Raw genomic sequence first — 11,992 nt, 5'->3', positions numbered from 1 at the left:
GTGTTGGCTTCCTTGGCTGGAGTCTCAGGCGTCCGGGGCTGCGGCGTTCAGGCCCAGCTCACCGAGTACGCGACCGCGGGATTCGTCGTCGGCGAGCACGCCTTCGATCGCTTTACGGAACGCAGGTGCGTTACCCAGCGGGCCTTTGAGGGCCACCAGCGCATCGCGCAGTTCCATCAGTTTTTTCAGCTCAGGCACTTGCTCGACCAGGCTGGCCGGGTTGAAGTCCTTCATCGAATTGACGCGCAATTGCACAGCCAGCTCGTCGGCCTCGCCATCTTCCTGCAGACGGTTCGGCACGCTCAGCGTCAGACCCAGTTCTTGCTTGGCCAACACTTCGTCGAAGGTCATCTTGTCGATGCTGATCGGCTTGCGATCTTCGATTTTGCGATCGTCCTTGCGGTGGGTGTAGTCACCGATTGCCAGCAGCTTCAGCGGCAGTTCAATCTCTTCCTGAGCACCGCCGGTGGCGGGTTTGAAGGTGACGTTGATGCGTTCCTTGGGGGCTACCGAGCCTTCTTTGGCCATGGCTTTTCTCCTTGCGGTTGTGGCCCTGGGGCCTATTCGAGTACCACTTCGAGATCGAGGTGGCACAGCCTGCGATAAATCTCTTCCTTGCGTTCACGCACTGCATGGTTCTGCGGCAACAGCTCGCAGCAACTGTGCAGCAGGTGCAGCACTTCCAATGCAAGATCGGGCTCCCAGGCGTGCAGGCCTGAGTCCTGTAATGTCTGATCGAGGGTTTCGAGCTGGTTCTTGGCCAGTTCGTATTTCTTGGCCATGAAGCACAGCCGCGCGAGGGCGAACTGCCAGAAGAACCGCTCGCGTCCACCGTGGGCCGTTTGCAAGCCTTGCTTGAGAATCTGCACGGCAGGCTTGAGGCCTTCCTTGCGCAGCAGCGGCAGCACGTCCTGCAGGGCTTTTTCCCAGGCGGGCTGGGTTTCGACGTCGTCGGTTTCGACCTTGCGCGGCGCGCTGGCGCTTTGCAGGTGCGGCATGACATTGCCGGCAATCCACGCCCGGGTGGACGGATCGGCAAACGGCGCGCCGTCATGGAAGCGACATTCGATGATGCCGGGCAGGCGCTGAACCAAAAGCGCGAAGTGGATTTCCACTTCGCGCATTGCCATCTCGGCGTTGAGGTTCTGGAGACATTCCCAGACCATCCTCTGGCCATCGAACCAGAACGGCGCCTTCGCCAGGCTCGCCTCCAGTTCCACCAGCAGGTCGGCGTATTTGCCCTGATCGAAGCGATCCTGATACTGCTTGAGCTTGTCCACCGGCAGACCGCGCAACACGGTGATCTGCTCGGCGTTGCGCTCGGGCACCGCGTCGATCGGCAGCCACAGCAAAGTGCGGTTCAGACGCAAGGCGCGCAGGTCGGTGGCTTTCTGTTTGAGCCACCAGGCACACAACGGACGCGCGCTTTCCTGCTGGGCGCGCAGAGCCTTGTAGGCGTCTTTTTCGTTGTCGATCGGTGCGCCGGGGGTCAGCAACTGGCTCGCGGCCTGCTTGACCTGCGCCACTGCTGCGCCCACCACACCGGGGGCCGGCTGATTGTCGGCGGCACGCTGGATCATGGTTTTCAGGCGACGCGAGAGCGGCAGCAACAGCGGAGCGTCGTCGCCCAGGTGCTCGGTGCACGCGGCATCGAGCCCGGCCAGATGCTCGGACAACTGCCGAAACATCGGCAGCTGTTCCTTGATCGCGATGTTTTCAGTGAGTACCTGCTCCAGACGCGGCACCAGCCAGCCGATGGCGGCGGCACGGGTGCGCGGTTTGAGCGGGTGAACGTAGGTCCAGTGGTTTTCCGACAGATGGTGCAGCAGACCGAGGCCGGCCAGCAGCCCGGGGAAGGATTCACGCTGGTACAGCGACCAGGTCAGCCAGGCGCCGACACGCAAATCCTTGGATTGGGTGCGCAGCAGGTTTTCGCTGTTTTCGCGGATTTTCAGCCAGTCGATCTGCCCGCTTTCGTGCATCGACGAGGCTTTGGCCAGCTCGCTTTCCAGCGCCTCGAATTCGCTCGAAAAACGAACGTCTTCGCCCGCGAAATTCTCTTTGGAAACAGAGACTTTTGCGAGTTCGAGGTAATGGGCGGAAAGTTTGCTTGAGTAGGACATCCATGGCCTTTATTCAGGATTACAGTCAGGCGCCTATTGGAGTTACCGCGGCGCGGGACAGTATCGAAGAGCGGTGAAGCGACTCATCCAATTGAGATGTGCTCTTTCAAGTGGGCGCATCGTAATCACTATGATGGCCACTAGCAAGCATCTGATTAAACAACAAGACGAAGTGTTCAGTGGGGTGTGTAAGAGATCGCCCTATATATGGCAGGGGAATCCCTGATGGCGAATTATATTGCGCGCATTTGCCTCACCCCCTCAGAACCCTTGATCCAGAGCGGCCCAACCCGCTGTGTGCGAATCGCCTCGAACACCCGTCCCAATACACGGCGGCAAGCATGACAACTCTCGAAAAAAATAGAAGTAGGACTCTTCCGAAAATGCATTGGATTTTACAAACGATTTACCGACGACAACACTCAACAACAAAAGTGCCATCAATTTGATGGCAATTCATTTTTCTGAAACTTTATTCAGCTCGTGAATGCTGTACTTCAGTGCTAACTCAATAATTATCGAAGTGACTTCCCACAGACATTTCCTCCAATCCGCACAACACTTTCACGCCCGGAATACTCTGACAAATGTCAGGGATACTTCTTACATCAATTTATTTCCTGCGTCGCTAGCGTGCCTTGGCAAATTCTTTTCGCGTGGCGATCAGGGAGGATCGAACACCGCGCATCGACTCACTATGCCAAGGACAAGCGTATGTTCAGTACGGGCAGCTGCGCGCCTTTCTCCCTGCACATTCCCGGCGCTCGCCATGACTTCGAGGTGCTCGCATTTGATGGTGAAGAAGCCATCAGCCGCCTGTACGCGTTCCGGGTCGAGCTGGTCAGCGAACGTGCAGATATCGATCTGGAAAGCCTGCTCAGTCAGCCGGCTTTTCTGCAATTCGGGTTCAACAACGAAGGGATTCACGGGCGCATTGAAGATGTACGGGTGGGTGAAAGCGGAAAACGCCTGACCCACTATGAGCTGACGCTGGTGCCTGCGTTGCATTATCTGCAGTTCAGTCATGACCAACGGATTTTTCAGCAGCGTACGGTGCCGCAGATCATCGCGCAGGTGCTCAAAAGGCATGGCATTCAAGGTGATGCTTTTACCTTTCATGTCGCCTCGAATCCGCCACGCGACTATTGCACTCAGTACGCGGAAAGCGACTTTGAGTTCATACAGCGCCTGTGCGCCGAGGACGGAATCGCTTGGCATCACCAGCATTCGGCGGACGGCCACCTGCTGGTGTTCACCGATGACCAGGTGTTTCTCCCCACGTTGGCTGCGATGCCGTATCTGCAGGAATCCGGCATGGTGGCCGAGCATCAGGTGGTCAGCCGATTCAGTGTGCGCAACAGTACGCGCACCAGCACCGTCACTCGTCGTGACTACGACCTGAAACGCCCGAGCCTGTTGCTTGAAGCCCGCTTCACTGCCGGCTTCACTCCAGCACTGGAGGACTACCGTTATCCGCTATTGATTGAAAACGACAGGCGCGGCAAGCAAGTTGCCCGGCAAGCGCTGGAGCGCCACCGTAGTGATTACGAACGGGGCGACGGCGAAAGCGATCAGACGAGTCTGCGTAGCGGCCACTTGTTTGAGCTGAACGGACACCCGCGCAAACAGTGCAACGATCTGTGGCTGCTGCTCAGCGTTACTCACGAAGGCCGCCAGCCGCAAGTGCTTGAGGAGACCGGCACCGGCAACGTCGAACCCGCCGATGGTTTTACCCAAGGCTACCGCAATCGCTTTAGCGTGATTCCTGGCGAGGTGGTATTCAGGCCTGCACTGCCGCCGCCACGCCGTCCGCTGGTGACTCAGACCGCACGGGTTACCGGCCCCGAAGGCGAAGAGATTTATTGCGATGAGTTCGGTCGCGTGAAGATCGAATTTCCCTGGGATCGCAAAGAACTCAACAGTGAGCGCAGCAGTTGTTGGGTACGCGTAGCGAGCAGTTGGGCCGGCGATCATTTTGGCGCAGTGACCATTCCGCGGGTTGGCATGGAAGTCGTGGTGTCCTTTTTGGAGGGCGACCCGGACAAACCACTGATCACCGGTTGTGTGTCCAACAGAGTTACCGCGCCACCCTACTCATTACCCGATCACAAGACCCGAACTGTCTTGCGCAGCGAAAGCTCGCCGCGCAACGGCGGTTACAACGAACTGTCGATCGAGGATCGCGCCGGGCAAGAGCTCATCCATGTGCGCGCACAGCGCGACATGGCGCAAAAAATCGGCAACAGCTTTCAACTGGAAGTGGGCAACGAGCGCCGCGAAACCATCAATGGCAACAGTTACACCCGTGCCGGAAGGTCTCTCGACATCGAGGCCGGCCAGCAAGTGCTGCTCAAGGCTGGCGCCAGTGTGGTGCTGGATGCCGGCGCGAGCATTACGCTGAAGGCTGGCGGCCATCACCTCGTGATCGATAGCGGTGGCATTTTCAGCAGCACTGAAATCGAAACGGACCGCGAGCCGCAAGACAGTGAAGCGCCCCAGCCGCTGCGGCCTGGACTGGATGGCGCATTACCCGTTGCGCCAGCGGTACACGAACGCGCAGAGGCAGAGCTCGAGGAAGAGGAGGAAGAAGTCGACCTGGAGGATGAGACGCCGGGGGGAATAACTTTGCGTATCGGGGTGTTTTTCGATGGCACGGGGAATAATCGAGTGAACAGCCAAATGACCGCTGGCTGTTACGCGCGCGAGGTGGGGCTGGCGGAGCAGGCGGAAGAAATCCAAAAGTTCTGCATGAGCCAAGGTTATGACGAATGGGGCGGAGCACCCGATACCAGTTACGGCAACGACCTGAGCAATGTGGCGAGGCTATATGACTTGTATCGCGATGACAGTGAACGAAGATTGGAAAGTGATGAACCTACTGGATTCATCCCGGTATATGTGGAAGGCATCGGCACCAGCAGCGGAGCGGAGGACTCGCTGTACTCGCAAGCAACTGGAGACGGCGCACAGGGCGTCTTGGCAAGAGTCGAGCAAACTCCCTCACTCATCCTAGAGCGGCTGCGTTTTTTTCATCAGCACAATGAAGATAGGAAAGTCGCTCGAATCGAGTTTGATATTTTCGGATTCAGCCGAGGCGCTGCGGCTGCGAGGCACTTTGCCAATGAAGTGCTGAAAAGCGAGAAAAACATCTTGGCGGAGGTATTCGCGAACACACCTATGACCGTCGAGGGTTTCAGCCGGGATGACATCGCCATCAACTTCATTGGCATTTTCGACACTGCTGCAGCCGTCGCAAAAATGTCCTTCGGCGATTTTAGCGTTCACGACGCCGCAAACCCCGGCGTAAACCTTTACCTCGCGCCAGACGTTGCAAAAAAAGTTGTGCATCTCGTGGCAAGGGACGAGCGCCGTCACAATTTTTCGCTGAACACCGCCGATACCGCCGATATCGTATTGCCAGGCGTGCACTCCGATCTGGGTGGCGGGTATGTGCCCCGTATCACCGAGCGTGTTTTACTCAGCAAACCCCGCCAAAGCCCGGAGGATGTGCGCCTGCCCCATCATGAATCCGATGCTTACAGGGTCACACAGTATGAACTCAGGCGACTGCAAGACCAGCTCAATCTGCATGGATTACCACTGCAAATACGTACTTGGGAGAAGATATTCACCCGAAACGCCAAGGGCGACAGAGCCCGTTGGAAACAAGTGCATGCAGTCATCAGTTGCGAGCGTGAAGTACGCAATGATCTGTCATTGATCTATTTGCGAGTCATGCGGGAATTGGGCGTGAAACATGGCGTCCAGTTCAAAATCATTAAAGAAGACGACAGTCGGTATGCGCTGCCAAAGGAACTACACACCATCGCAGGAAAATTAATGGCTTACGCGCTCGGTGAAAGCCGCCGTATCGGATTGACACTGGCCGAAGAAGCTCTGCTCGTAGCTCGCTACATTCATCTATCCGCAAATTGGAACGCTGCAAGAGGATTGGATGGGAGCGAACTCAGCATCGTGTTCATCAACCGGCCCGCCGAAAACTTTATACGTGCGGTGCATCCTAATGTTTGAGAAATATGTCTCCTGCAGCATTTTTTGCAGTTTGTCGCTTGCACTGCTTTTGAGCGGATGTACTTCACCTTCTGATCGCTCTCTGCCCTACGACGCATGGACAGTGCAGTTTTTCTCTCCTGACTACATGGATGTAGTGATTGAGTCTACCGCGGCAGTAGATATAGATAACCGGCTATTCAGTAACGTCGGCAGCAGCGTCGCAGCACAACGCTATCCGAACCCGTACAGAAAAGGCACACCGAGCGAATTCAAAGGCAATCCTGCCGGGTGGCCCGAAGACCCTTGGGGGAAAGGTCGACCGACTTCAGGCGCGAACCTGCCCGAACGTATCTATGTCCGCTGGCAGTCTCTCGCTGAACCCCAAACCTACGAGGTTGTTATCAGAATTCCAGAGGCCACTCGAAAGCTGATGCTTGAACGCAAGGAAAGCTTTTGTGCGTTCGATGGAAAAGTCATAACGCAATTCCGAAAATGGCTGGTAGTGGGACTGGCCCCGGGTGGTATTGCCAAGGTATGGGTTCGCGGACCATGCCTTCCGGGAGTCGAAGTCACACGTGTAGAAGGCATAATCCACTCAAAGGGATCGAATAGCGGGCTCAGAGACGGGAAATACTCTGCTCTACAGGAAGAATCCAAAGCCTATATCGAAAAATTCGGCATTCCCTATGGCTCGTGGTAATCACAATCCGGTTATCTCACCGGGGAATCCAAGCCATAACATAGGCAAATACTTATGCCTGCTTTTCGGATTTCTGCTGGCAGTTTGCACTCAAATCCATGCTCAAGCGAAAGATAATCAGCCCTGGTTCCTTGGCTTTGGAGCACCGGATTACATGGAGGTCTGGATTGAAACCGCCGATGTGGTGGATATCCGGGAGCGAGTGTTCCGACGCGCCGGAGCCGGCATTGCTTCGGTAAGAGTCCCGGCCGATAACAAAGGCACACCGGCAGGTTGGCCCAAAAACCCCGGAAGTGGCGCAGGGCGTGATGTCATCGGCGCTGACCTGCCCCGCTTGATCTACGTACGCTGGCAATCTCTGGCCGAACCTCAGACTTATGAAGCCTATATCGTCATCCCCGAATCAGCCCGGGAGATCATGCGCAAGCCGGAGAAAGTTTTTTGCAGGGCTGATGGCAAATGGATTACCGACTACCGCGACGGCGTCGGAATCGGCTTGGCTCCCGGCGGCATTGTGAAGGTCTGGCTTGGAGGACCTTGCCTCAAGTCTCTAGAGATTGCTCGGGTCGAAGGAAGTGTAGTGAAACAAGGCCCCTATCAAGGAAAAAACGAGGGGCGGTACGCGTTGCCCCTATCACCTGAATCAAAAACCTACATCGAAAAATTCGGCATCCCCTTCGGGAGCTGGTAAGGAGCTTTACCTCATGGAATTGAAACCCCTGCTTTTCGCAGCACTGCTGTCGCTACCCGTCTCTCAAGCCTCCGCAGATACCCCACCACTGGACGGTCATTACTATCTGACCGGCGCAATGGAAATGGGCGCCGAATTGCTGCTGCGCAAGGACGGCACGTTTGACGCAGGCGTGGCATATGGCAGCGCAGACGGCTTTGCCAAAGGCACCTGGCAGGTGCAGAACAACACCGTGACGCTGAAGAGCGAAACCAAACCGGCCTCGAACAGCGATTTGTCCGGCCTGTTTCAGGATCTGCAACTGGCAATCGAGCCGAACTGTCTGGCCGTGGATTTCGGCAACGGCAAGGCCTGTTTCCGACGTCAGTAAACCGATTTACAGCCACAAAAAATGGGCACCCGACCGCAATCGGTGTGCCCATTTTTTATTGCAGTTCTCCCCGCTTCTCAGGGAGTTCGCCGCAATTTAAGGATTGACGCTGTCTTTCAACGACTTGCCTGGCTTGAATGCAACAGTGTTGCTGGCCTTGATTTTCACCGGTTCACCGGTTTGCGGGTTCTTGCCGGTGCGGGCGCCGCGGTGGCGTTGCAGGAAGGTGCCGAAGCCCACCAGCGTGACGCTGTCCTTGCGGTGCAGAGCGCCGGTGATTTCTTCGAGGACGGCGTTGAGAACGCGGTTGGCCTGTTCTTTGGTCAGATCCGCTTTTTCAGCGATTGCAGCGGCGAGTTCTGGTTTACGCATTAGTGAAGCCCCTTTGACGGTTTTTTGTTGTTATGTCCGTGCTGTTCTCGTTGGAACAGCGCCCAAGGCGCCGCAGGCTCTACTCTGCGGCAGACGGGAGTGAGAATGGCACGCGGATACCGGCGGCGCCAGTCTCCCCGCGACCTTTGTAGGGGCAAAAGCGGGGTGATTCCGACAGAACGACCGGTATTTACGCCAGCAGGGCCGGAAGCTGTTTGTTCAGAGCAAGTTTTTCCATCACTGCCGCGCCGGTCAGCGCGTAACCGAGCAACTGACCCTCGGCGCTGTGGCACAGGGCCTTGATGTCGGCGCCCTGCCCTTCGACGGTCCAGACGCCTTCGCTGCCCCGTGGCGGTGGCGAAACGACCAACGGGCATACCGGGGTTTTCACCGTGATCGGCATCGCGCCGTAGCTCACGGCCGTCGGATTGCCGGCCAGGGTTTGTGCCAGCGCACGCGCACAGCTCATGAGGGGCATCACGTACAACAGATTCAGCCCATCGACCTCGGCGCAGTCGCCCAGGGCGTAAATATTGGCGTGGGACGTTTTCAAATAACGGTCGACGACAACGCCGCGATTGACCTGCACCCCGGCAGCCGCCGCCAGATCGATGCGCGGACGCAGGCCGATGGCCGACACCACCACATCGCAGGCAATCACCTGACCGTCGGACAGATGCGCTTCCAGCCCGTCCGCGACTTTTTGCAGGCGGGTGAGCACCGGGCCAAGGTGAAAACGCGCGCCCAGGCTTTCCAGCCCGGCCTGCACGGCGGCCGCAGCGGCCGGGTGCAGCAGCATTGGCATCACTTGCTCGCACGGCGCCACCAGTTGCACCTCGTAGCCGCCGAGGATCAGGTCGTTGGCGAATTCGCAGCCGATCAGGCCCGCTCCCAGCAGCAACACGCGGCGCTTGCCCGCAGCGGCGGCACGAAAGCGTGCGTAGTCTTCAAGATCGTTAATCGGGAATACCAGTTCGGCGCCATCGCCTTCGATCGGCACCCGCACGGTTTCCGCGCCCCAGGCGAGGATCAGGTCGCGGTAGTACACCGCTTCTTCGCCGATCCACAGGCGCTTGTGGCCGGCGTCGATGCCGCTGATGCGCGTGTGGGTGCGCACTTCGGCCTTCAATTGCTCGGCCATGGCGCCGGGTTCGGCCATGCTCAGGCCATCGGCGTCCTTGTTCTTGCCGAAACCGGTGGAGAGCATCGGTTTGGAGTAAGAGCGCCCGTCGTCGGCGGTAATCAGCAGCAGCGGGGTTTCGCCATCGAGTTTGCGAAACTCCCGGGCGAGGTTGTAACCCGCGAGCCCGGTGCCGACGATTACGACAGGTGCGTTCATGCCTTACTCCTTGGTTTTTCTCAGTTGATTTCGATCATTTCGAAGTCCGACTTGCCGACGCCGCAATCCGGGCACAGCCAGTCTTCCGGCACGTCCTGCCAAAGGGTGCCTGGCGCGATGCCGTCATCCGGCCAACCTTCGGCTTCGTTGTAGATCAGGCCGCAGACGATGCATTGCCACTTTTTCATTCAGGTACTTCCTCAATTCAGGCTTTGGTCGGCGCGGACGGTCGATGGTGGTTGCGCTGCCGTCCGGCTCAGGGCGTTTTGTACTGAGGGTGCCGGGCAGATGCAAGCCTGTTCGGCGCAACGGCGACCCGGATCCATCAAATTCGCAGCACGCCATGTTAAGCTCGCCGCCTCATTTGCGGCCAATAATGACTCATTGTGCACCATTCAAATGCCTGCCCGGCCCCGCTCTGGCTGACTCAAAGCCGACTGACGCCCCTTCCCGATTCGTTGACCCTGAACTGGTTGTTCGACGAAGGCTCGCTGACCCGCCGCCTGACGCGGCTGTCGAATGACGGCTTCAGCGTCACACCGTTGTTCGAAGGCTGGGACACTCTGCGCAGTGACGAATGCGCGGCGCTGGATCTGGCCGAAGGCAGCGAAGGCTGGGTGCGCGAGGTGTATCTGCGCGGTCACGGCGAGGCCTGGGTGTTCGCCCGTAGCGTGGCGTCACGCGCCGCCCTGCAAGGCGACGGCTTGCACATGGACGAACTGGGCAGCCGCTCGCTGGGCGAACTGCTGTTTTGCGACCACGCCTTCCAGCGCCGCGCCATCGAGGTCTGCCACTACCCGCAGGACTGGCTGCCGTCAGAATGCCGCGCGCCGGAACTGTGGGGCCGCCGCTCGCGCTTCGACCGTGGCGCCCTGAGCGTGCTGGTGGCAGAGATTTTCCTGCCGACGCTGTGGAGCACCGCCCGCGCCCATCCGGAGAACAGCTGATGTACCAGAGCCTGCTCAAGTCCCTGAACCGCTTGAACCCGCGCGCCTGGGATTTCATTCAGCTGACGCGCATGGACAAGCCGATCGGCATTTACCTGCTGCTGTGGCCGACGCTATGGGCGCTATGGATTGCCGGTAAGGGCTCGCCCTCGCTGGCCAATATCGTGATTTTTGTCCTCGGCGTGGTACTGACCCGCGCCGGGGGTTGCGTGATCAACGACTGGGCGGATCGCAAGGTTGATGGCCACGTCAAACGCACCGCGCAACGACCGCTGGCCAGCGGCAAGATCAGTTCGAAAGAGGCGCTGGTGTTCTTCGCGCTGCTGATGGGCGTGAGCTTCCTGCTGGTGCTGTGCACCAATGCGCCGACCATCTGGCTGTCGCTGGGCGGCCTGGCGCTGGCGTTCACCTATCCGTTCATGAAGCGCTACACCTATTACCCGCAAGTGGTGCTCGGCGCGGCGTTCTCGTGGGGCATGCCGATGGCGTTCACCGCCGAAACCGGCGAACTGCCTGCCGCCGCGTGGCTGCTGTGGATCGCCAACCTGTTGTGGACGGTGGGTTACGACACCTATTACGCGATGACTGACCGTGATGACGACCTGAAGATCGGCGTGAAATCCACGGCGATTCTGTTTGGTGATGCGGATCGGGTAATCATCCTGACCCTGCAGGCGCTGTCATTGGGCTGTCTGCTGCTGGCCGGGTCGAAGTTCGAGCTGGGGACGTGGTTCCATCTCGGCCTGCTGGTGGCCGCGGGCTGTTATGCGTGGGAGTTCTGGTACACCCGCGATCGCGACCGCATGCGTTGCTTCAAGGCGTTCTTGCACAACCATTGGGCCGGATTGGCGATTTTTGTCGGGATCGTGCTGGATTACGCGTTGCGCTGATCCACAAAAACCTGTGGAAGCGAGCCTGCTCGCGAAGGCGTCGTGTCAGTCAGCCAATGTGTTAACTGACACACTGCTTTCGCGAGCAGGCACGCTCCCACAGGGATGTAGTTGCTGCAGGAATCAGTGTTTAGGCATGTGCCACATGTCCTTGAACCCTTCCCCCTTCATGTCGCCCGGTTTTTCATCCATTTTGAAGGTGTAAAGCGGCTTGCCGTCATATGCCCACTGCATGGTGCCGTCATCACGCTTGATGGGGGTGAATTTGCCTTCAGCCTTGGCACCCGCCGGCGCCATCATCGGCGGCCAGTTCTTCGCGCAATCGCCGTTGCACATCGATTTACCGCCCGTGTCCTTGTCGAAGGTGTACACGGTCATGCCTTTGTGATCGGTCATCATGCCGTCTTTCATCATGACCGGGTCAGCGGCGAACGCCATCGATGGTAATGCAACGGCAGCAGCCATCAGCAGGGCTTTGAAAGAAGCAGTCATTTGAGTCATGGAAACCTTCTTTTGTGGTTGTCAGGATTCGGACTTAGAGCTTAG

The 11,992-nt window shown here is 58.2% G+C and carries 12 protein-coding genes; 6 read left to right on the top strand and 6 right to left on the bottom strand.

Going from position 1 to position 11,992, the window contains the following annotated elements; all coding sequences use genetic code 11:
- Window positions 1–24: 24 nt before the first annotated feature.
- Together tssB and tssA are read right to left on the bottom strand one after the other, a co-directional pair.
- On the bottom strand, window positions 25–528 hold the full coding sequence (gene tssB / locus KVQ82_RS00905; protein WP_003229587.1) for a type VI secretion system contractile sheath small subunit: 504 nt from the start codon (window positions 526–528) through the stop codon (window positions 25–27).
- Window positions 529–560: 32 nt separating this feature from the next.
- A complete protein-coding gene (gene tssA, locus KVQ82_RS00900) occupies window positions 561–2,123 on the bottom strand; it encodes a type VI secretion system protein TssA (RefSeq protein ID WP_222017577.1) in 1,563 nt (520 codons plus the stop codon).
- A 714-nt stretch (window positions 2,124–2,837) separates the two neighbouring features.
- Here tssA and tssI point away from each other — a divergent pair.
- The 4 genes from tssI to KVQ82_RS00880 are packed head-to-tail and all read left to right on the top strand — an operon-like array spanning window position 2,838 to window position 7,898.
- Entirely contained in the window at window positions 2,838–6,155 is a 3,318-nt protein-coding gene (gene tssI, locus KVQ82_RS00895; protein WP_222017575.1) for a type VI secretion system tip protein TssI/VgrG, read from the top strand.
- Complete coding sequence (locus KVQ82_RS00890) at window positions 6,148–6,837, top strand: DUF2931 family protein (RefSeq protein WP_108184228.1); 690 nt, start codon at window positions 6,148–6,150, stop codon at window positions 6,835–6,837. The genes tssI and KVQ82_RS00890 overlap by 8 nt, the downstream gene beginning before the upstream one ends.
- Window positions 6,824–7,528, top strand: a complete 705-nt coding sequence (locus KVQ82_RS00885; protein ID WP_222017573.1) for a DUF2931 family protein — start codon at window positions 6,824–6,826, stop codon at window positions 7,526–7,528. Before KVQ82_RS00890 ends, KVQ82_RS00885 begins: the two co-directional genes overlap by 14 nt.
- 13 nt (window positions 7,529–7,541) lie before the next feature.
- Window positions 7,542–7,898, top strand: a complete 357-nt coding sequence (locus KVQ82_RS00880) for a hypothetical protein (protein WP_222017571.1) — start codon at window positions 7,542–7,544, stop codon at window positions 7,896–7,898.
- A gap of 96 nt (window positions 7,899–7,994) precedes the next feature.
- Here KVQ82_RS00880 and KVQ82_RS00875 read toward each other — a convergent pair whose 3' ends face one another.
- The 3 genes from KVQ82_RS00875 to KVQ82_RS00865 all read right to left on the bottom strand — a co-directional run bounded on the left by KVQ82_RS00875 (window position 7,995) and on the right by KVQ82_RS00865 (window position 9,797).
- The gene (locus KVQ82_RS00875; RefSeq protein WP_003213368.1) at window positions 7,995–8,270 is read right to left on the bottom strand and encodes an HU family DNA-binding protein; all 276 of its coding nucleotides are present in this window, start codon (window positions 8,268–8,270) and stop codon (window positions 7,995–7,997) included.
- 190 nt (window positions 8,271–8,460) lie between these two features.
- A complete protein-coding gene (locus tag KVQ82_RS00870) occupies window positions 8,461–9,609 on the bottom strand; it encodes an NAD(P)/FAD-dependent oxidoreductase (RefSeq protein WP_222017569.1) in 1,149 nt (382 codons plus the stop codon).
- A gap of 20 nt (window positions 9,610–9,629) precedes the next feature.
- The gene (locus KVQ82_RS00865; protein WP_086792472.1) at window positions 9,630–9,797 is read right to left on the bottom strand and encodes a rubredoxin; all 168 of its coding nucleotides are present in this window, start codon (window positions 9,795–9,797) and stop codon (window positions 9,630–9,632) included.
- 198 nt (window positions 9,798–9,995) lie between these two features.
- On the opposite strand from KVQ82_RS00865, the gene KVQ82_RS00860 reads away from it, so the two are divergent.
- Window positions 9,996–10,556: a chorismate lyase gene (locus KVQ82_RS00860; protein ID WP_108184231.1), complete on the top strand. Its 561-nt coding sequence runs from the start codon at window positions 9,996–9,998 to the stop codon at window positions 10,554–10,556.
- Window positions 10,556–11,446 carry a 4-hydroxybenzoate octaprenyltransferase gene (gene ubiA, locus KVQ82_RS00855; RefSeq protein WP_108184232.1) on the top strand — a complete coding sequence of 297 codons (891 nt, stop codon included), beginning with the start codon at window positions 10,556–10,558 and terminating at the stop codon, window positions 11,444–11,446. The genes KVQ82_RS00860 and ubiA overlap by 1 nt, the downstream gene beginning before the upstream one ends.
- Before the next feature lie 123 nt (window positions 11,447–11,569).
- Here the strand turns inward: ubiA and KVQ82_RS00850 are convergent, their stop codons facing one another.
- Complete coding sequence (locus tag KVQ82_RS00850; protein ID WP_041071626.1) at window positions 11,570–11,947, bottom strand: hypothetical protein; 378 nt, start codon at window positions 11,945–11,947, stop codon at window positions 11,570–11,572.
- Window positions 11,948–11,992: the final 45 nt, after the last annotated feature.

Source organism: Pseudomonas sp. AO-1 (assembly GCF_019775695.1).
Lineage (GTDB): Bacteria > Pseudomonadota > Gammaproteobacteria > Pseudomonadales > Pseudomonadaceae > Aquipseudomonas > Aquipseudomonas parakoreensis.
This window is presented reverse-complemented; position numbering and strand designations above follow the sequence as displayed.